Consider the following 20,636-nt stretch of genomic DNA (forward strand, 5'->3'; position numbering starts at 1 on the left):
TGTCTTGTTTCTTTTTTCGACATATTTCCCGGGTAATAGACCTAGATTTCTGATTTCAGCCACAATGTGATACAATCTTGAAAGCAAAAACAAAAAGGACGATGAAAATGGCAAAATTAGCGCCACCAGTTGAAAAGAACCAAACAATTGAACTGACCTTCGAAGACCTGACGCATGATGGAGACGGTGTCGGTAAAGTAGACGGCTATCCATTGTTTGTACCATATGCACTGCCAGGTGAAACAGCACAAGTGAAAGTAATCAAGACAAAGAAAAACTTTGGCTTCGGAAAGCTTATGGAAATAACCAAGCCAAGTCCAGCTCGAGTAGAACCACCATGCAATGTTTACATCCAATGCGGCGGATGCCAGCTTCAACATATGAGCTACCAGCTGCAGTTAGAGATGAAACAAAAGCAAGTACAAAACGCGATGAAGAAAATCGGTCATCTGGAGCATGTACCAGTACATCCGGCACTTGGTATGGACGATCCATGGCGCTACCGAAACAAAATTCAAATTCCGACAGCAGAACGCAATGGCGAAATGATTACCGGATTTTATCGTAAACGTAGTCATGACATCATTGATGACATGGAAACTTGTGTTATTCAAGATGAAGTGAATGACCGAATGGTAGAGGCTGTTCGTCGCATCGCCAGCCGTCTTGGTATCTCTGCATACAATGAAGAAACGCATCGCGGTGACCTGCGCCACATCATGGTCCGTACTGGCCAACAGACTAACGAGACGATGATTGTGCTCGTCACTCGCATGAATGAACTGCCATATGCAAAAGAACTCGTGGCTGAATTACATGAGACGTACCCGCAAATCAAGTCTATCGTGCAGAACATTAATAAGGAACGCACGAACGTAATTCTTGGCCGTAAAACAAAGCTTCTATGGGGAGAAGAATACATCTACGATACAATCGGAGATATTAAATTCGCCATTTCAGCACAATCTTTCTACCAAGTTAATCCTGCACAAACGAAAGTATTGTACGACCAAGCACTGGCATATGCCAACTTGAGCGGTAATGAAACTGTTATCGACGCTTACTCTGGAATCGGTACGATCTCACTATTCCTTGCACAGAAAGCAAAGAAAGTTTACGGTGTTGAAATTGTGCCGCAAGCAGTATCTGACGCTAAAATGAACGCCAAGCTTAACCACATGGACAACGCTGAATTCTACGTCGGCAAAGCTGAAGAAGTGATGCCATGGTGGAAAGCACAAGGCCTCAACCCTGACGTTATCGTCGTCGACCCGCCACGTAAAGGCTGTGAAGAAGATCTGCTTCAAGCTATGATCGACATGAAGCCAAAACGTATTGTTTATGTAAGTTGTAACCCAAGCACGCTCGCTCGTGACCTACGCTACCTTGAAGACGGTGGTTTTGAGACGAAGCAAGTACAGCCTGTTGATATGTTCCCTCAGACTGGCCATATTGAGTGTGTGGCGGAGATTGAGTTGAAGGTGTCTAACTAAAATAAACATTTCTCAGTAAAAATAAACTTTTCCTAATAAGACCTGGATTTCGGTAAAATAAACAATTCCGATTTCCAGGTCATTTTCGTGTGCAGCTCTTTTCCTTACTGGATTTTCTCGATATTCTCTTCATTAATCTAAACAGCTGGGTTTTATTAACTCATTTTTGTATACTTTTAGACTATAGCTATCCATTATTGGAGGTAAGGCTAGATGAGACTGAAAACGTTCATCGTACTAATCTTAATAACATTAATTGTAGGAGGGTGCGGTATGAGTAATGAAAATAATTCGGTGTCACCATCTGAGATGAATGCCAATGAACTGCCAGATGTACCGGCATTACAAGATGAATTTACACGTGATTTCTTAAGCTCCACGGAACAAACAAAAGAAGGTTATTATTCATTAGAATCTGGTTCTAAGGGTTTTAATATGGACTTTCCTGAGGATATGATTATTGGAGAAAGAAGTTACAATATTGCTCCTGAAAATAGAAGTGAGACTATTGTAATTCAATATCCTAGTGAATCTATTAAAAACAGAAAAGCATTTATTAATATGCGAATTAATTATTACAATTCTTATTTAAGCGTAGAGCACAGCAAGGAACAGATGATGAAGAGTTCAGGTAGGGTGCTGGAATTTAAGGAAATTGAATCTCCTCACGAGAACCAGCTTTTGGAGATAGCAGAGTATGAGGACGAAGCGCTTCTAGTATTAGCGCCGATTATTTGGTCAGAAGATGGAAGGATGATTGTAATCCATACAACGGTTAACTGCAAAGAAAACGTAGAAAAGGATCTATGCTTACAATCAAAAGAAGAGCAAAAACAAAAAGCAATCGTAATGCTGAAATCAATTGTGTTTATGTGAAACTTGAAATGTTCGGTAAATCCTGCGCTGCTGCTAAATTTTGCAGAAGGGAGATTTGTAAGATTTTTAAAATAGATCGGCTTCTATATTTATTGTAAAAAGATAGCGGGCATTTTATACCTGCGCCTAAAGAAGCGTTTTTGGAAAATTAATCTAAACAACTAGGATTTAATAACTCATTTTTGTATACTTTGAGGGACTATAGCTATCCATTATTGGAGGTAAGGCTAGATGAGACTGAAAACGTTCATCGTACTAATCTTAATAACATTAATTGTAGGAGGGTGCGGTATGAGTAATGAAAATAATTCGGTGTATCCATCTGAGATGAATGCGAATGAACTGCCAGATGTACCGGCATTTCAAGATGAATTTACGAGTGAGTTTTTACAATCTGTGGATCCTGTTAAAAGCGGATATTATCCTTTTAGATCCGGGACGGAAAGTTTTACGATGTCTTTCCCAGAGGATTTTACTATTGATAAAAGAAGTTACAATGTGGGACCGGAAAATAATAGTGAGTTTATATCAATGTCTCAAACTGATGAGCGAAAAGAAGCTTTTGTGAATCATAGAATAGATTATATTAATTATATGTCCGACCCTGAAAACAGTAGAGAACGAATGAGAAACAGTTCAGGTCAAAAATTAGAGTTTGAAGAAATTAATACAGATTTCAAAAACCAACACCTAGAAGTTGCAGAATATGAGAGTGGTCCTTTTAGCGTTATAGCTACCCTTATATGGAACGAAAATAATAATCAAGGTATTACAATATTTAGTGACATTGATTGCAGAGAAGACTTAAATGAGAATCAATGTTTGAAAGCAAAAGACACCCAGCGAGAATCAATTATGGATATGATTAAATCAATACAATTTTCTACAATTGAAGAAAGTGAGTGATTGTATTGGGTATGCATTTTTTAGAATCTCCTGAAATTAAAGCCAGATTAATTGATATAGAGTATGGAGACTTGGGACCGGAGGAGTTGGAAAATAAGATACGGCAGATGTATCTCGAAGAAACAGGCAAACTATTTGAAGGAAAAATAGATATCTTTCATTCTTCAGACGCCAAAAGTAAATCTATAGATAAATCCTACTATGATGGCACAGCTATTAAAATAAGTAATGACGGACAAGAAGAGCTATACGTGATATCTCAAGGAACTCAAGGTGGAGAAGATTGGTTATATAATCTTAAATCTATGCTGGCAGGTCAAACAGCAGAGCAAGCTGAGGCAGCAAACGAATTTGTGATTGAAGCGAAAGAACATTTTCAAGTTAATGATATTAAAACATATGGGTTATCACATTCCTTAGGTCACAATAATAATACTGTATCTTATTTAGCTTTTGATACATTTGATGAAGTATTTAGTATAAATGGGGCACAGCCGAATTATTATGAATTGTTTCAAGTTGATAGTAAATTTAACTACGCAGTTCGAAGCGAGTTCAATATTAGGAATAACCAAGAGATTTACGATATACAACCTCAGAGATTAAATGACTTCGCAATGCAATACTATCAGGATAAAGAAAAAAACATCCACCAAATCATCTCAAAAGACGATCCGCTCTACGCAGCAAGCGCGGTTCGCGGCTTCTTTACCTTAGGCAATGTGACGATGATGGATACCAATCCTGATACACCAGGTCTACGTGAATTGATGGAAGAAATCCCCGATGATGTAGTAAAGAATTTTCAGGATCTGGCAATTGATTTTGCTGTAGGGTCTGAGAAGGGTGGTACAAACGGTGGGGTTGAAGCATTATTAGGAGTGGATTTAAAGGAATTCGAGGGTATCGACGGTTTCTGGAGCGGGGCAGGCTTTTATTTCACTCATTCATCAGAAATAGATACCATGATTAGATCCTTAGAAGAAAAGGTCCCTACCCTTTTGGATAAGTTAACGCCCATAACAGAAAATTCGGAGGAAATCTTCGGTAGCTTATATGAAGCAGAATATATAACGAAGAAACAGAAAGATGTCATGATTGAGGAGATAGCAATAATCGAACAAGAACTGCAAGAAATAAACGAGACTATCGGGAGAAATGTAAATATCCGTGATTCAGGAAACCCCAACGCTGTATTCGGCGGAGACATAGGGGCGGGATTAAAAATTTACTTTGATCATGTAAAAGTTATTATGGAGAGTGTTGATCGAATAAAAGAAAGCGGTATTCTGGACAATCTGAGTGCCATTACAGACAGTCACAGCATCTCTGAATTGCTTTCTGTCATGTCAGACGGCAAGAAAGGCTACTTAGGCACCGATATGGTGTACACTGCAACAAAAGGCGAAGGCGAGCCTATTCAAGTTAATATCTCCGCGGCACTCCGCATGTATCAGCAATCTCTCCCCATCTTAGAGGCAAAAGCAGCAAAGATCAGTGAACTGGAACAGACCATTCATGATGAATTGGATAAGTCTTACAAAGATGAAGAACGAAAAGTACGGGACGAAATTGATCAAATGGAAGGCAGTCCGGGTACTTACAAATTTCTGCTGAGTAAGCATGGCTATTATCCAACGTTTATGAAAGAGATGAAGAAGATATCTGTACATGAGATCTTCCCGCCGCTTGAGAATAATGATTTTGAAGAACAGCTGGCAGAGCTTACTAAAACAGTCGAAACGGGATATGTTTATATCGAGAATTACCGTAAATCCATACAGGACTTGTTTGAAGAAGAAGAACAACTGTCGCAATTATTCGATTTATCGAGGAGGATATAGATGCCGCAGTTCACATTCACTGTCACAGAGCAGTTGCTTCCGAATGAAGATTATACGTATAAAAAGCAAACCTTGCGAAAACTTGTGGAAGACATCCAAGGTAACGATGATGAGTTTTATACATTAGTCAACAATATCATCGTTGGAGAAGATCAAAAAGGGAAAATCATCGAAGCAATGAAAAAAGAGACGAATCAGCGCAAGGATCACAGCGAGGAACTTTTTAAAGATGTGTTCGAAAAGATAAATAAAGCTGTCAACTCCTTTAATGAGCAAGTGGAAGAAATAAAGGAACAGCGTCTTTCCGTGACCTATGAGGATCTCACAGGAGAAAAAGACTTTGCGCTCTAAAAAGAGGCAAAGCCTTTTTTGTGTTGAAAATATTTGTTGTCGTTTTCCAGCCGTAATAATCACCATTTGCTTCCTGCCACATCTATCAGTTTACCCTGCCCTCAACTATATTCTTAACCTTTATAACCTTTTCAGCCTTCGTAGCCCAGCTTAATGTGCTTGTAAACATATCAAATATGCTTAGTCTTCTTTGGTTGGAAATTGTTCGAAAAAATACGGAATTTTACATTTATTTGGCTACCAATAATAACTTGTCTCAATAGACAAAAATCTTTGCCAAGAGTAATTTTCAGCTACTTAATTATATTTTCCTATTAACAAACTAGGATATCCTTATGAATTTTGAATTTTCTTTTATGTTATAATTTAGGACAAATCTCATTAATTAGGGGGTTGGCGCAATAATATCTTTCCTACTATTCTACGTTTTTGTACCGCCTGTATGCTTGTTATTACACGAATTTGGACATGGTATTGCGGTTATATTATCGTCTAAATCTCATGCTAGAATCTATTTAGGACGTTCTAATGAAGAGAATAAACGAAATTTTAGTATAGGAAGGCTGCATTTTCATATTCATTGGGCTTTCATTGGTTTTTGTAGTTGGGATGGTAATCTAAATAAACGACAAAGAATTATCGCCTTAGCAGGTGGTCCAATAATGTCTTTTCTACTTATTTGCTTACTTATATTTCTAAAACAGGAGGTTTCTCAAATAGCTATACATCCTCTTATAAATGGGGCAATACTCTGTAATATAATTGTTTTTGCTGGATCAGTTATGCCTTTTCCTTATCCTCGTTGGTCTGGTTCTTTAGGGAATTATCCATCCGACGGGTTACAATTGTTACGTATATTGAGAGAGAGATAATGTATAAAAGATAAACTATTTCAATAAGAGAAATGTCAGTTCTTTATTTCGTTATACTAATATGTATCCAAGTCGCCCATTGCAATGCACCATAATAAATGGATCAGGAGGAAAGCCAAAATGCTAAACAAAGTCAAAAATAATTTAATCGTATCCTGTCAATCCTTACCAGAAGAACCCCTGCATAGTTCATTCATCATGTCCAAAATGGCATTAGCTGCAAAGCAAGGTGGAGCAAAAGGTATACGGGCAAATTCTAAAGCAGACATCTTAGAAATAAAAAAAGAAGTGAAACTGCCAGTCGTCGGAATAGTGAAGCGTGATTATAAAGATTCCTCCGTATACATCACCCCGACATATCAAGAGATCGATGAGCTGCTGGAAAGCGGATGTGAAATGATCGCTATGGATGCTACAGAAAGAAGAAGACCTGAGGGCGTTGAATTAGAAGAATTAGTACGGTATGTTCGAGAAAAGAATCCATCGATACAATTAATGGCGGACATTGCTATTTTAGAGGATGCTATACAAGCTGATCAGCTTGGCTTTGATTGTGTGTCGACTACATTGTATGGCTATACGGAGGAAACAAAGAATAAGAAGCTTTATGAAAACGATTTTGAGTTTTTAAAAGAAGTAATTGAGAGTGTTAGTATTCCTGTCATTGCTGAAGGCAATGTCATAACACCTGAAATGGCTAAACGCTGTTTGCAACTTGGTGCGTATTCAGTTGTGGTCGGTGGTGCGATTACCAGACCGCAGCAGATTACCGAACGGTTTGTAGAGACATTAAATTGAAGGCTTAAGTGTACATATATATTTGAAATAAAGACCTGGATTTCGGTAAGATAATTATCTCCGTTTTCCAGGTCTTTTGCGTGCATCTATCTATTATTCAGTTTTCTTTGCACTTTTTCCTGGATAATAGTAAAATAAAATGTTGTAATTTTAACTGTATTTTATATGTAATGCTTAAGCATGTTATAAGCTAAAAGAAACAGAGGCAGTTTGCTCTTTTAATAATATTAGATCTGGTAATTATAATGAGAGGATTTTATATATGAAAGATAATTTCTGGCGTGATTTACCACGACCATTTTTTGTATTAGCACCGATGGAAGATGTGACGGATGTTGTATTCCGTCATGTAGTGAGTAAAGCTGGTAGACCTGATGTGTTCTTTACGGAGTTTACAAACTCGGAAAGTTACTGTCATCCAGATGGAAAGGACAGTGTACGTGGTCGTTTGACTTTCACTGAAGATGAACAGCCAATGGTTGCTCATATATGGGGAGACAAGCCTGATAACTTTCGTGAGATGAGTATTGGTATGGCAGAGATGGGATTTAAGGGTCTAGATATCAATATGGGATGCCCTGTACCTAATGTTGCAGGAAATGGAAAGGGAAGCGGCCTTATTTGTCGTCCAGAGGTTGCTGCGGAACTGATTCAAGCTGCAAAAGCAGGCGGATTGCCAGTAAGCGTGAAGACAAGACTTGGTTACACAGATATAGATGAATATCGCGACTGGCTGACACATGTATTGAAGCAGGATATTGCTAATCTTTCTATTCATCTGCGAACGAGAGCAGAAATGAGTAAAGTAGATGCGCATTGGGAATTGATTCCGGAGATCAAGAAACTTCGTGATGAGATAGCACCAGATACACTTTTGACAATCAATGGGGATATTCCAGACCGTGAAACTGGCTTGAAACTCGCTGAACAGTACGGTGTTGACGGAGTTATGATTGGTCGCGGTATTTTTAAAAATCCTTTTGCCTTCGAAAAGGAGCCGAAAGAGCATAGCAGTAAGGAATTGCTTGATCTTTTGAGACTTCATTTGGACCTCCATGATGAACATTCGAAAACAGAAGCGCGTGCGTACAAGCCTCTTCCACGTTTCTTTAAAATTTATCTTCGTGGATTCAGAGGAGCAAGTGAATTAAGAAATCAATGCATGAACACGAAGTCAACGGATGAAGTGCGTGCACTGCTTGATGAGTTTGAGAGAAAGTATCTTGTTGAGGTGGAAGAGCAGTAGAAGTGTTTCAGGTAAAAAGAATTTGGCGCTAATCTGGTGTGATTCTTAAAAGTTAGAGTTTATAATAAGTAGTTAAATGGCTGGTATAATATCGGTATTGAACCGAATTATACCGGCCATTTTGTATTTCTAATAAGAGTAGGTGTCTTATACATGTTAATTCTCATATGCGGTATCGGTCACTTAATGGCTAGTCTTATACTCAAAACATCTGAATCAGGAAGTATTAACAGGATAGCAGGTTATCGAACAAAGCGATCAATGAAGAATGAAACTTTGTGGAAATTAGGGCAATCCTATGCTGCTAAGTTGCTAGTGTTTGCAGGAGTGATGCATATTGTCATTGGTGGGATAGTGTTATTGTTTTTCCGTTATGATAATGAGTTATATTTGTTTGTTGAATTACTGTGGGTGATTGTTTCTTTAGTCACGATATATGGTTTAACTGAATGGAATTTGAAGCAGAAAGATGAAGAAATGATTAATAAAAAAGACCGGTGATCCAGAATTATTTATTTCTGGATCGCCGGTCTTTTTGTACATTGTGTGTCCTTGTTAGAGTTGTTCATAGTTTAATTTATCGACATTCTAAAGGTATTGATGAAAATACAAGAGGTTCCTATTGACGTATGCTACTTAACTTAATTAACAAATATTTGAATCTGATATGGTGTCGTTATCGTAGACATATAATAATAGTTGGAGGTGTACAGTTGATAAAAAGTAAAAAAATGTTGTGGATAGCCATTCTTCTTTTTATTGTATCTGCAGTAATGAACTTTCCTTTTCCACATGCAATTCCTTATGGGGAGACAGTTGCACAAGTATTTAATTTTCCAATTCGTTCTGCGAATGGATGGCATTATGTAGGGATAGCATCACTTACTATATTTATTGCCAGTATATTTTTCCTTACAAGATCATTAAAGAAGTATCATATGCGCGCATTCTTACTTGCAATACTAATAGCTATTTTCGTACCTGCAATAATTCTCATTACTTATCAAAAAACTTTTGCAAAAGGTGTTGATGCAGTTTATTACAATGATGAGGTTAGTAACTGTCATTTTGAAATGGTTAATAAATCAACATTGATTGGTGACTGTAGGCTATCTTTTGAAAATTACAGTAGTAAAGATGTTCAATTCACTCTTGAATTTCATGAGGATTACTACTTTGAGGATGATGCTCCAATGGTAGCCCTCATGAATAATAAAGCTCCTTATGAGGTTGATTTAGGTGGGAAAGAGAAAAAAATCGTGAATTTAAAAACGGAAATCGATGTCTCTAATATGGAGAACCATATTGAAGGGGGTAGTGCATCAGGTGTAAATGTCATTATTAAGTCTGGTGAGAAGATGAGAAAACTATAATTTAAGAAAGTATTAATTTACAATTTAAAAAGAGCAGGATAATGCATCATCCTGCTCTGTAAAGACTAAATTCCACAGTCATTAAAGTAATTACATAATTGACTGTTTAAACGGTCTAATTGAATAACTTGCGAATGAGGGAGTCCATCTCTATTCGTCTTTTGGGTACACATCCAGCATGAACAATGCACTTTTCCTTTTGCAAAATAACCAGTATTGGGAACGTGCCATCCGTTATGTTTTGCAATTTTCGTTTTACGCTGAATGGCTCTTCCTTGATGATGCCGATAATATGCACGGCTTCTATTTTGTCTATATGGTTTCACTTGCCAACAACTCCTCGGGATAAGGCTCAGCCTGTAAAGGTCCCCAAAGGAAAAATAGACAATTACAGGCTGAGTATGATGGCAATAGACGTGGTGAGAAGATTCAAGCTAACCACCTCATAATATTGTTTTTTTATTATACAGCAAATCATACTATAGTCTTTAAATAATGGTTATTGCTTTTCCTCTGCAAACAATTGCTTCTTATCCCATTTTCCCCACTTATAATAAGAAAAAGAAAATATACTGCTAAGTATAAAACTAATTCCCATTCCTAATGCAATTCCGTTCTCCCCGACAAAAGCGGAGCAGATATATGTCAGCGGATAGCGGAGCAGCCAAAAGGATAAGATGTTCAAAATTAGTACTTGGTACATCGCACCTGAGCTTCGGACAATGCCGTTCAAGATAAAGTTAAGTCCGATAAATGGATAAAAGAATGCGATTATCTTTAAATAATCAGTCCCGAATGAAACGGCTGATTTCTCATCGATAAACAAACTGGTTAAAGGTTCTGCGAGTAGGAAGACAAGAACGGCAATTACAAGCATAATGGCTAGATTGAACAGAGCTCCGTACTTCGCTATTTCTTTTACCCTGTCCCAGCGGCCGATGCCGATATTTTGACCAGCCATACTGTTTACAGCTGTCCCCAATGCCATAGCAGGCAAGGTGATCAAGCTATCAATTCTTTGAGAGGCACCAAATCCGGCGACAACGGAACCACCGAAGGAATTGACCACACTCATTATGGCTGTTACACCAGCATAAATGACCATCATTTGTAATCCTGACGGAATGCCGAGCTTCAAAATAAGCAACACTTGTTCTTTTTTAGGTAAGAAGGGGATAGACAACGGAGCAAGTTTATTGCGAAGTATGTATCCTAAACCTAAAAGGAAAGCGACTGCTTGCGATAACACGGTAGCATAAGCTGCTCCTTGGATACCCCAGTCAAAGCCGATGAATAGCGGAACAAGTATTGTGTTCAGAATGACGGCGATGAAAACAAACTTTAAAGGAGTTTTACTATCTCCCAGAGCTCGTAAGACAGTACCGATAAAGTTGTATCCCATTAAAAATAGGATACCTATAAAGTTAACTTGCAAATAGGCCTTGGCTTCATCCACCATCTCAGCAGGTGTATCGAGCATGATGACAATTTGCCGGGAGAAAAGCAAACCGATAATACCAACAAATATGGATAATAATCCGAGTACGACAACAAAGGCATTTAAATAGTCTTTTACTCCTTTTGCATCTCCTCGTCCTCTTTGCTGGGACAAGACTGTCAAGGTGGTATTGTTAATTCCGATTATGAATGCAAGAACTGTTAACAGTACAGTGGAGGAGACGGTTACTGCACCAAGCGCATTCGCACCCAGAAGATTCCCTACCCAGAGACTGTCGATGAATTGATACGAAACCTGCAATAAGTTCGTAAGCATGATAGGTCCGGCAAAAGTGAAGAGTTGCTTCATTATCCGGCCTTCTGTAAAATCCTGTTGTACCAAAGTGATTGACACTTCCTATCTTTATGTATGGATGGATATCATGTGAGCAGTATACTGCTCTATACTAAGCTTTAGCGTATTCATTCCATTATAATATAAATGATAAATTAGGTTATAACACAGAACAGCAAACCGCACAAATGTCGTATCTTATTATGTCTGCATAACGCAATTGTTTCCGGAAATCCTAACTCTGAACAAGTTTAAATGAGGAGGGATATTCGATGGTCAAAGACTCATACGCACCTCGCGAGAAAAAGAATGGCGAAGGTAAGAAGCCGGATGAACAAAGAAGAGGAAAAGCGAGATCAAACACTCGTGGCGGAAGAAATTAATAGTAGTATTGGATAAAAGATCTAATGTATGTTTCTTTTTAACTAAATGATTATTGCTAATATAGACCCGGTATATGTGAGATGTTTTTTCATTATACTGGGTCTTTTACATGTAAATACAGGGTACCAAGAACTGGATTTTTTGCCTATTTCAATCACCATAACTCTTGTCTATACTTAGGTTGTTATTTTTATACACTTGTTTGAATTTTTAAACTAAATTAAACAGGAGGTATAGGGGATGGAGCAGTCGCAAAAAAATGGCTTTATCATGCGTTCTTTGAATGGTATTGAACGAGTCGGCAACAAGCTTCCTCATCCAGTTACGTTATTTTTCATGTTTGCAGCAGCAGTGGTTGTGTTATCAGCTATTTTTTCTGCTATTGGTGTCAGTGTTGATGACCCTCTAAATGAAGGAGAAATAATAGCGGTCAAAAACCTGCTGAACTCGGAAGGGATCTTATATCTATTTGAGAGTGCTGTTATTAACTTCACTAATTTTGCCCCGCTTGGAACCGTTTTGGTAACGATGCTGGGTATCGGGATCGCGGAACGGTCAGGATTAATTAGTGCGTCGCTTCGCGGCCTTGTTACGTCAGTTCCCCGGACACTGATGACGGCAGCTTTAGTTTTCGCCGGAGTGATGTCCAGTATGGCTGCGGATGCAGGCTATGTTGTATTAACGCCGCTAGGAGCAGTGTTGTTTGCTGGTCTTGGACGACATCCGTTGGCTGGACTAGCTGCAGCCTTTGCAGGAGTATCCGGCGGCTATAGCGCAAACCTTCTACTCACGTCGCTTGATCCGCTACTTGGCGGTATGACAAGAGATGCTGCAGCACTTATCGATCCTTTATATGCCGAGGGCATGAATTACGCAATGAATTATTACTTTATGTTCGCTTCTGTTTTCCTAATTACCATATTAGGCACATGGGTGACTGACAAAATTGTAGAACCACGACTTGGTACGTACAAAGGTGCTGTCCAAGGAGAGGTTAACTACTTAAAGCCTCTAGATAAAAGAGGATTATGGGGAGCGCTGATTGCCTTCCTTATAACTGTCGTGGGCATTGCTCTGCTGGTAATTCCGTCGTGGGGACCATTGCGCGCGGGTGAAAATAGTATTATCGATGCGCCATTCCTCAATACGCTTGTTCCAGTCATCTTGATCGTGTTCTTCATTCCAGGTCTTGTATACGGTCTTATTACAAAAGAGATCAAAAATGATAAAGATGTTGCCAATCAATTATCGGATACAATGGCAACGATGGGCTCCTACATCGTCCTTGCCTTCGCGGCAGCGCAATTTGTAGCTTATTTCAATGAATCGAATCTTGGTACTGTCCTCGCTGTAAGAGGTGCAGAGTTCATTGATGCCACAGGACTTACAGGCATACCTCTAATTCTAATCTTCGTCGCCGTCGCTTTTCTAATCGATCTGTTTATCGGAAGTGCCTCTGCTAAATGGGCTATCATGGCGCCTGTGTTTATTCCGATGATGATGCTGTCCGGATACTCACCTGAGTTCACACAGCTCGTATACAGAATAGCTGACTCAACCGCTAATATTATCTCCCCGCTGATGCCTTACTTTGCAATCGTCATTGCCTTCGCCCAGAAGTATGATAAAAAGGCCGGAATTGGAACGCTGATCTCAACAATGCTTCCGTACTCCATCGTCTTTACAATCGGATGGGTATTGATGATGCTGATTTGGATGTGGACTGGATTGCCGATAGGGCCTGGTACGCCAATCGAATATAGCCCGATTCCTTAAGGAGTCGGGTCTTTTTTTATTTGTAAGTATTAAGATATGCTTTGAGTAAAAAACTTTATCTGGCATCCTGCGGCAAAACGTGTTAAAAAAGTATAGGAATCATTTCAGAAAATTACCTTTCATTTAATTGAATAGATTAATAGATTCCTCATAAGAAGGGAGGAAAAATAATGAAGAAAACAACGAGAGTAATCCTCGATCCAAAAATCATGGACACAGAAATAATCCAGCTTGATAGTAAAGGGGCTGGCCAGGCAGTTGTATGGGTGGATAAAGGACAGGACAAGCTGCGAAAAGTGAAACTGACTGTCCCGAAGACGTTACCAGGCGAAAAAGTGCAGGCCACAGTCGCTTGGCCTCATGCGAAAAGATCCATAGCCGCTTTGGAGGAAGTCTTGGAGGCACATCCTGAAAGGGTTGCTGCACCATGTCCTCATTTTGATTTATGTGGCGGGTGCGCATGGCAGCACTGGCAATATGAAGGACAGTTAAAACATAAAACATCGCATGTTAAAGATGCTCTGTTAGAACAAGGTTTTGATCCGGAGCTTGTGAAAGAAACTATTGGTATGGAGAATCCTTGGCATTATCGTAATAAGATGGATTTTGCTTTTGCACCAGATGGTTCAATGGGATTACATGAACAGGGGAATTTCCGTAAGATTATCCCGCTTGAGACATGTTTGATTATGGAAGAAGACATGAAAGAAGTTGCTATGGAAGTTGCAAGCTGGGTTAAAGAGCAAGCATTAAGTGGTTATAACAAAGATACGCACGAGGGTCTGCTTCGGCATTTGATGGTAAGGCAGTCATTTGTTACAGGGGAAATTATGCTGGCAGTGTTTGCGACACAAGCACCAGAAGCAGCTTTGGCTCAGGCTGTTGAGCAGCTCAAGAAACGGATTGAACAAAATTACCCGAAGGTGAAAAGTCTATTGTGGCTTGTAAATACAGACTGGGCCGATAGTATCCAAGCGGAGGACATGCATCTATTGGCCGGACGTGATTTCATTTATGATGAAATCGGAGGCTATCGTTATCGTCTTTGGTTTGATACCTTTTTCCAGGTCAATCCAGTACAGGCGCAGAAGCTGATTGACACTGCTCTTGAAATGGCACAGCCGAAAAAAACAGAAACAATGCTTGAACTGTTTTGTGGAGTAGGAACCTTTTCACTTCCTTTTGCCAGCAAAGTTGAAAAACTTGCCGGCATTGAGATTGTAGAAAGTTCTATTGAATCTGCAAAACGTAATGCAGCCGACAACGGTATTTCCAATACCTATTTCCTCGCCGATAATGCTAGATTTGGAATGGATCAGGTCTTAGATAAATTTGGCACGCCGGACTTGCTGCTGTTGGATCCTCCACGATCTGGAGCCGGCGGAAAAGTAATGAGAAAGATCGGCCGATCTAAACCTAAGCGGATCGTTTATGTATCCTGTAATCCAGAAACATTTGCAGTCGATATTAAGGAACTAAATGAATTCGGTTATACATTGAAGGAAGTTCAGCCGGTTGATTTATTTCCGCATACAGTGCACGTAGAATGCGTTGCTGTACTAACTCTAAATTAAGCTAATAAAAAGGCAGATCACATAGAGCGAGTGATCTGCCTTTTTTCGTTATTTTGCTGGTAAGTCTTCAATTGAATCAATGTCCATGTAGGATGGTACAACAATACCATTTTTTGCACCTGTCAAATTTGTACCTAAATCAATGATATCATCCTTATACTGTTCAAAGAATGGCCCATGCGTTACTGGTAGCCAAGGAGCAACTGAAGCATCACCTTCTCCTTGGGCAATTGATTGGAATAAAACAGCTGGATCGACAGGGGTGACGGTTACCTCAAACCCTTGCTGTTCTAATACTTGCTTTATAACTTCACCGGAAGCTAGTTCTGAATCCCAAGGAGTAGCGACTAATTCAAACTCTTTTCCCTGTACCATATCTACGCCTTCCGTCCATTCCTTCACTTTATCTTGGTTTGTGTCAATCCATTTAGTTGCAGCTTCCGCAAATTCCATATCTTGTGCGTCATTCATCACAGCTTCCATGTCTTCTATCTCCCAGTTAAAACGATCAAGAACTTCATAGGCTTCAGGAAAATCTTCTTCTAAACCTGTTCGGACTATTGTATGTATACCTTCATCTCTTCCCATAGTACCCTTTGGATCTTCTAAGTATTTTAAATCGTATGAAGCAAACATCCAGTGCGGATTCCAGCCAACTATTACAATGGGCTCTTCATTATCAATGGCCGCACCTAACTCGGTTAACATGCCCGCAGTGGAGCTCTCAAAAAGTTCCCAGTCATTTAAGTTCTCATAACCAGCTATCGTATCTTCAGCAAGCCCCATTGCACCGGCTCCTGGTTCAATACCTGTAATTGTATAATCTAATTCGTCGCCTAAATTCGCAGCTTCGCTATTACTTTCAGAGCTGCCGCAGCCTGTTAAAACAAAAACAAAAGACAAGACTGATATGATACCGATTATTCTCTTCTTGATCAAAAAATCTTCCCCCTTCTCTTTATAAGCACAAGTATTATGTTAACTCATACAGAAAATACAGTAAATTCTATTAAAACTGTATAAATTGGTGTTTGCTGCTGTATAACAGCATTAGATGGATTAAGCTGTATCATCCATCTAAATACACCGTTATGGTTCGTTTTAAGGTGCTATTTGGATGGAATGGCTAAGAGGGGTTTCTTAGATAGTGCACTGAATAATGACGATCCTACCTCATGATAACTTGATGACTAAGTTGAAATGCGTAATTGGTTACTGATACTGGTATCTTTCCTGCGGAACAGCTTCATACTAAATTTTAGATGAAGTTTAAGGAGGCTGGAGAGTAATGAGCCAAGCAAAACTAGAAGTACATAATTCAAAAAAAATGAAGAAATTAAAAGATCAAGTCATCGTCATTACCGGGGCATCCAGTGGAATCGGACTAGTAACAGCCAGAATGGCAGCAAAAAAAGGTGCAAAATTGGTACTGGCTGCAAGAAATGAATCGGCGCTGCAGGAGATAACGGAAGAATTACAGCAGAATGGTCACGAAGCTGTTTATGTACGGGCGGATGTCGGCATCGAAGAAGATGTAAATAAAATTGCAGAAACAGCGATAGAAGTGTTCGGTCGCTTTGATACGTGGGTGAATAATGCGGGTGTAGGAATTTACGGAAACGCCATGGATGTAAGTAGTCAAGATATGAAACAACTCTTTTCTACGAACTTTTGGGGTATCGTTTATGGCTCAAGGCTGGCGGTACATCATTTCTGTAACCGTGAATATCCTGGGGCCTTAATTAATGTCGGCAGTATGTCTGGAGATGTGGGTACACCGTATCTGTCTACTTATGCAGCCTCTAAGTTCGCTGTACATGGATGGACGGAGAGCTTGCGAATGGAGCTTGAAAAAGAAAAGGCACCTGTTTCAATTACTTTAATCCATCCAGCAAGAATTGATACTCCTTATAGCGAGCATGCCAGAAGCTATCTTAAGCATCAGCCAGTTCATAAAGGAATGATCTATCCTCCAGAAGTAGTAGCAGAAGCAATTCTTTATGCTTCTGTGAATGAGAAAAGAGATATCTATGTTGGTTCACAGGCAAAGGCTATGCGATTATTTGGCACTAATTTTCCGGGATTTACAGATAAGGTAGTGGAGCTTGTTCTACCTCGGACGCAGTACGATAAGAAAAGACTATCAAATTTACCAGAGGAAAGTAACTTGTATCATGCCGGTTACGGATTGCATGAACGGGGCACGAATCTCGGATGGAAGCGAAAACGAAGTATGTTTGTGAAGGCGGCGAAACATCCGGTATTGCCCCGAGTTATAGTGGCTGGCATTTGTATATGGGCAGTGCTAAAAGTTAAGTAGACCTAACTCCAACTGTAAATAAATGATAATCTAACATTTAATCTTGTAATCCCTCAAAAATAACACTATAATTGTTCTTATTATAAAGACAGTTGTCCTTTTAGGGTGGACGAAACAAACTTCTCCCTTAGTACAGCATAAGATAGTGAGGGGATTTACATGAGAAATGCTTTGAAACTGTGGAATCGATTAAGCTTAGTGCAGCAAATTATTATTGGTCTTATTATTGGTATCATTCTAGCTTTAACGATTCCGGATGCTGCAAAGCCTGTTACAATTCTAGGTACTTTGTTTGTTGGTGCTTTAAAGGCAATTGCGCCAGTATTGGTGCTCTTCTTAGTTACAGCAGCTATCGCACAGCATAAAAAAGGTAAGCAGACAAATATGAAGTCGATCATCGTCTTGTATCTTGTCGGTACATTTGCTGCTGCAGTAGTAGGGGTAGTAGCGAGCTTCCTTTTCCCAACAGAATTATCACTGGCGAACAGCCCAGATGATGTTGCCGCTCCTGGCGGGATTACCGAAGTGCTGCAATCCTTATTGCTAAGTATTGTAGATAATCCGGTTAACGCCATTGTGAATGCAAATTATATCGGTATACTGGCTTGGGCGATATTATTCGGTTTAGCGCTTCGCAGTGCATCCGATGCAACGAAGACGGTCATTACCAACCTGTCTGACGCTGTGTCAAAAGTAGTTACTTGGGTGATCAAGCTTGCACCATTAGGTATCATGGGCCTTATATTCCAATCCATTTCGGAAAATGGATTGTCTTCCCTGCTAAGCTACGGAAAGCTGCTTGCAATATTACTTGGTTGTATGTTCTTTGTAGCTCTTGTTGTCAATCCGCTCATCGTATTTTTGCAAACTAGGCAGAATCCTTACCCGCTTGTGCTTATGTGCTTGAAGGAAAGTGGGATTACAGCATTCTTCACAAGGAGTTCTGCTGCCAATATCCCGGTAAATATGAAACTAAGTGAAAAACTTGGCTTGGATAAAGATACGTATTCTGTCTCCATTCCGCTAGGTGCAACAATCAATATGGCGGGTGCAGCAGTGACAATTTCGGTTTTGACTCTTGCTGCAGTTCACACGCTTAATATCCAAGTGGATATTTTAACTGCCATTATCCTTAGTGTCCTTGCAGCTATTAGTGCATGTGGTGCTTCCGGCGTTGCGGGCGGATCATTACTGTTGCTTCCGCTGACATGTAGTCTGTTCGGAATTCCTGCTGATGTAGCTATGCAAGTAGTAGGTGTGGGCTTCATCATCGGTGTTGTGCAGGATTCAGCGGAAACAGCGCTTAATTCTCATACTGATGTTGTCTTTACAGCATCAGCTGAATATAGGAAGAAACGCAAAGAAGAGAAGAAACTAAAGATAAACCAAACGGCATAATGTAAAACTGCATCTTAGATAAGATGCAGTTTTTATTTTGGAAAAAGAGAGGTGCTTCTTTGTTATAATTAGTTAAATTATGTAAGTATTCTAGAATAGTGAGGATTAGACATGGTTCATATAAGGAGAGTAAAGAAGAATGAGGAAACATTGCTTCATAACCTTAATTTATGAATTTAGTAAATACATTCCGGAGATTAAACTAGAAAAAGACTGCACGTATAAACCCTTTGAGTTAAGTGTGTACTGGGAAGAGAAAACACATCACGCTTACTTTATCTGTCTGGATGCTGAATCATCGGGTTTGCACTTATAGAAAGCTGTAAGGAGATAAATACGATACATGAATTCTTTATCCAAGCTGGTTATCAAGGGAAAGGATTTGGAAAAGTTGCTGCTAGAAAGCTTTTCGAAGCTTTTGACGGATACTGGAATATCTCTCAAATTGAAAAGAATCAACCAGCTCAAGCTTTTTGGAGGAATATAATTTCCGATATTACGAATGGAGAGATGGAGGAAGTGCACGAAAATAGGAAGTATGTTCAGAAGTTCCATACAAGTTCTCTCGTATGACAGCTTCTGATGAAAGGTCCTGTTATTCGGGAAGGAAAGCTACATTAATTGATTGAGAGAAGAAGCGTGCGATTTTGCACATGCTTCTTCTTTTTAATTTAAAAATCTGTTCGATGAAAATGATCTACAATATATTGCTGAAACTTCTCGGCAATAGGTGATAAAAACTTTCCTTCCATACTAGCGATACCGATGGTCCGTTCACACTTTGGTGAGCTTATACGAACCTTAGCTATTTTCGTTCGATCCAAGCTTTTAACATCAGGAAGGATGGAAATGCCCATTCCGGCTCCGACGAAACCGGCTATCGTCGTCACTTCTTCGCCTTCAAACATAATCTTAGGAACAATACCGACCTGATCGAAGATACTATCAATTGTTACGCGTAACGCGTAACCTTCCTCCATTAGGATAAAGGGCTCGTCTGCAATTTCTTCTAAAGTGATAGATTCTCGATTGGCCAACGGATGGTCTTTTGGGAAGAACAAGAAAAGCTCCTCCTGCCATAGTGGAGTCCAGGCCATTCTGGATTCCCCGGGGAATGATGCAAGCAGACAAAGATCCAGGTTTCCAGACTGCAGGTTTTCGAGCAGCCAATTGGAATGGTTTTGCTTCAAATGAAAACGGACGTGCGGGTATTCTTCTTTAAATGCAGCAATTATATTAGGCACGATTGTTGTGCCGAGTGTGTGTAAAAATCCAAGTGAGATTTCTCCTTTATCGGGATCGAGCAAAGACTGGATTTCGTCTTTTCCTTCCTGGAATTCTTTTAATATGAGATCGACTCGTTTTAATAATAGTTCTCCGTACTTATTCAGTTTAATTGTTCTGCCTTGGCGATCAAAAAGCGGTGTACCTATTTGGCTTTCCAATCGAGCAATTGAGCGGGAGAGAGCAGGTTGCGTGATGGATAGAATCTGAGCGGCTCTTGTAACATGCTGTTCACGTGCAAGTGTTTGGAAGTATTCGAGTTGTTCCCATTCCATGCTGTAAGCCTCCGTTTATGATGTATTACATAGAGTAATTAAAAACATATTTATTATGCATTATACATTATAGA

18 protein-coding genes are annotated in these 20,636 nt (G+C 39.5%); 15 read left to right on the forward strand and 3 right to left on the reverse strand.

The window, feature by feature from the left end:
- Positions 1–107: 107 nt before the first annotated feature.
- From rlmD (GZ22_RS03040) to GZ22_RS18515, 10 genes are all read left to right on the forward strand, one after another.
- Positions 108–1,493, forward strand: a complete 1,386-nt coding sequence (rlmD, locus tag GZ22_RS03040) for a 23S rRNA (uracil(1939)-C(5))-methyltransferase RlmD (RefSeq protein WP_038558554.1) — start codon at positions 108–110, stop codon at positions 1,491–1,493.
- Positions 1,494–1,766: 273 nt separating this feature from the next.
- Entirely contained in the window at positions 1,767–2,369 is a 603-nt protein-coding gene (locus GZ22_RS03045; RefSeq protein ID WP_084160631.1) for a hypothetical protein, read from the forward strand.
- A 291-nt stretch (positions 2,370–2,660) separates the two neighbouring features.
- Positions 2,661–3,275, forward strand: coding sequence for a hypothetical protein (locus tag GZ22_RS03050; RefSeq protein WP_051747993.1), 615 nt, complete (start codon positions 2,661–2,663; stop codon positions 3,273–3,275).
- Between the two features lie 11 nt (positions 3,276–3,286).
- On the forward strand, positions 3,287–5,119 hold the full coding sequence (locus tag GZ22_RS03055; RefSeq protein ID WP_038565526.1) for a DUF6792 domain-containing protein: 1,833 nt from the start codon (positions 3,287–3,289) through the stop codon (positions 5,117–5,119).
- On the forward strand, positions 5,120–5,470 hold the full coding sequence (locus GZ22_RS03060; RefSeq protein WP_038558556.1) for a hypothetical protein: 351 nt from the start codon (positions 5,120–5,122) through the stop codon (positions 5,468–5,470).
- A 992-nt stretch (positions 5,471–6,462) separates the two neighbouring features.
- On the forward strand, positions 6,463–7,140 hold the full coding sequence (locus GZ22_RS03070) for an N-acetylmannosamine-6-phosphate 2-epimerase (RefSeq protein WP_038558559.1): 678 nt from the start codon (positions 6,463–6,465) through the stop codon (positions 7,138–7,140).
- Positions 7,141–7,402: 262 nt separating this feature from the next.
- The gene (locus GZ22_RS03075) at positions 7,403–8,386 is read left to right on the forward strand and encodes a tRNA dihydrouridine synthase (RefSeq protein WP_038558561.1); all 984 of its coding nucleotides are present in this window, start codon (positions 7,403–7,405) and stop codon (positions 8,384–8,386) included.
- A 153-nt stretch (positions 8,387–8,539) separates the two neighbouring features.
- Positions 8,540–8,887, forward strand: a complete 348-nt coding sequence (locus GZ22_RS03080; protein ID WP_038558562.1) for an SdpI family protein — start codon at positions 8,540–8,542, stop codon at positions 8,885–8,887.
- A gap of 212 nt (positions 8,888–9,099) precedes the next feature.
- Positions 9,100–9,759, forward strand: a complete 660-nt coding sequence (locus tag GZ22_RS03085) for a hypothetical protein (protein WP_038558564.1) — start codon at positions 9,100–9,102, stop codon at positions 9,757–9,759.
- A gap of 178 nt (positions 9,760–9,937) precedes the next feature.
- Complete coding sequence (locus GZ22_RS18515; RefSeq protein WP_164072007.1) at positions 9,938–10,108, forward strand: hypothetical protein; 171 nt, start codon at positions 9,938–9,940, stop codon at positions 10,106–10,108.
- Positions 10,109–10,258: 150 nt separating this feature from the next.
- On the opposite strand, the gene GZ22_RS03090 is transcribed toward GZ22_RS18515, so the two are convergent.
- Positions 10,259–11,566 (reverse strand): MATE family efflux transporter, encoded by a 1,308-nt coding sequence (locus GZ22_RS03090; protein WP_051747994.1) that lies wholly within the window; start codon positions 11,564–11,566, stop codon positions 10,259–10,261.
- Between the two features lie 609 nt (positions 11,567–12,175).
- On the opposite strand from GZ22_RS03090, the gene GZ22_RS03095 reads away from it, so the two are divergent.
- Together GZ22_RS03095 and rlmD (GZ22_RS03100) are read left to right on the forward strand one after the other, a co-directional pair.
- Complete coding sequence (locus GZ22_RS03095; RefSeq protein ID WP_038558567.1) at positions 12,176–13,711, forward strand: AbgT family transporter; 1,536 nt, start codon at positions 12,176–12,178, stop codon at positions 13,709–13,711.
- A 170-nt stretch (positions 13,712–13,881) separates the two neighbouring features.
- On the forward strand, positions 13,882–15,285 hold the full coding sequence (gene rlmD / locus GZ22_RS03100) for a 23S rRNA (uracil(1939)-C(5))-methyltransferase RlmD (RefSeq protein WP_051747995.1): 1,404 nt from the start codon (positions 13,882–13,884) through the stop codon (positions 15,283–15,285).
- Positions 15,286–15,333: 48 nt separating this feature from the next.
- On the opposite strand, the gene GZ22_RS03105 is transcribed toward rlmD (GZ22_RS03100), so the two are convergent.
- Entirely contained in the window at positions 15,334–16,224 is an 891-nt protein-coding gene (locus GZ22_RS03105) for a glycine betaine ABC transporter substrate-binding protein (RefSeq protein ID WP_051747996.1), read from the reverse strand.
- Between the two features lie 349 nt (positions 16,225–16,573).
- Between GZ22_RS03105 and GZ22_RS03110 the strand changes: the two genes are divergently transcribed.
- From GZ22_RS03110 to GZ22_RS19085, 3 genes are all read left to right on the forward strand, one after another.
- Entirely contained in the window at positions 16,574–17,605 is a 1,032-nt protein-coding gene (locus GZ22_RS03110; protein ID WP_038558568.1) for an SDR family oxidoreductase, read from the forward strand.
- Positions 17,606–17,764: 159 nt separating this feature from the next.
- Complete coding sequence (sstT, locus tag GZ22_RS03115) at positions 17,765–19,003, forward strand: serine/threonine transporter SstT (protein WP_038558570.1); 1,239 nt, start codon at positions 17,765–17,767, stop codon at positions 19,001–19,003.
- Between the two features lie 297 nt (positions 19,004–19,300).
- Positions 19,301–19,576, forward strand: coding sequence for a GNAT family N-acetyltransferase (locus tag GZ22_RS19085; RefSeq protein WP_425427803.1), 276 nt, complete (start codon positions 19,301–19,303; stop codon positions 19,574–19,576).
- Positions 19,577–19,674: 98 nt separating this feature from the next.
- On the opposite strand, the gene GZ22_RS03120 is transcribed toward GZ22_RS19085, so the two are convergent.
- Positions 19,675–20,562, reverse strand: coding sequence for a LysR family transcriptional regulator (locus GZ22_RS03120; protein WP_038558571.1), 888 nt, complete (start codon positions 20,560–20,562; stop codon positions 19,675–19,677).
- Positions 20,563–20,636: the final 74 nt, after the last annotated feature.

Source organism: Terribacillus saccharophilus, from assembly GCF_000725365.1.
GTDB classification, from domain to species: Bacteria; Bacillota; Bacilli; order Bacillales; family Amphibacillaceae; genus Terribacillus; species Terribacillus saccharophilus.

Excerpts from the sequence above, each read along its gene's own strand:
- rlmD (WP_038558554.1), top strand. The coding sequence starts at position 108 with ATGGCAAAATTAGCGCCACCAGTTGAAAAGAACCAAACAATTGAACTG.
- GZ22_RS03045 (WP_084160631.1), top strand. The coding sequence starts at position 1,767 with ATGAGTAATGAAAATAATTCGGTGTCACCATCTGAGATGAATGCCAAT.
- GZ22_RS03050 (WP_051747993.1), top strand. The coding sequence starts at position 2,661 with ATGAGTAATGAAAATAATTCGGTGTATCCATCTGAGATGAATGCGAAT.
- GZ22_RS03055 (WP_038565526.1), top strand. The coding sequence starts at position 3,287 with ATGCATTTTTTAGAATCTCCTGAAATTAAAGCCAGATTAATTGATATA.
- GZ22_RS03060 (WP_038558556.1), top strand. The coding sequence starts at position 5,120 with ATGCCGCAGTTCACATTCACTGTCACAGAGCAGTTGCTTCCGAATGAA.
- GZ22_RS03070 (WP_038558559.1), top strand. The coding sequence starts at position 6,463 with ATGCTAAACAAAGTCAAAAATAATTTAATCGTATCCTGTCAATCCTTA.
- GZ22_RS03075 (WP_038558561.1), top strand. The coding sequence starts at position 7,403 with ATGAAAGATAATTTCTGGCGTGATTTACCACGACCATTTTTTGTATTA.
- GZ22_RS03080 (WP_038558562.1), top strand. The coding sequence starts at position 8,540 with ATGTTAATTCTCATATGCGGTATCGGTCACTTAATGGCTAGTCTTATA.
- GZ22_RS18515 (WP_164072007.1), top strand. The coding sequence starts at position 9,938 with ATGAACAATGCACTTTTCCTTTTGCAAAATAACCAGTATTGGGAACGT.
- GZ22_RS03090 (WP_051747994.1), bottom strand. The coding sequence starts at position 11,566 with ATGAAGCAACTCTTCACTTTTGCCGGACCTATCATGCTTACGAACTTA.
- GZ22_RS03095 (WP_038558567.1), top strand. The coding sequence starts at position 12,176 with ATGGAGCAGTCGCAAAAAAATGGCTTTATCATGCGTTCTTTGAATGGT.
- rlmD (WP_051747995.1), top strand. The coding sequence starts at position 13,882 with ATGAAGAAAACAACGAGAGTAATCCTCGATCCAAAAATCATGGACACA.
- GZ22_RS03110 (WP_038558568.1), top strand. The coding sequence starts at position 16,574 with ATGAGCCAAGCAAAACTAGAAGTACATAATTCAAAAAAAATGAAGAAA.
- sstT (WP_038558570.1), top strand. The coding sequence starts at position 17,765 with ATGAGAAATGCTTTGAAACTGTGGAATCGATTAAGCTTAGTGCAGCAA.
- GZ22_RS03120 (WP_038558571.1), bottom strand. The coding sequence starts at position 20,562 with ATGGAATGGGAACAACTCGAATACTTCCAAACACTTGCACGTGAACAG.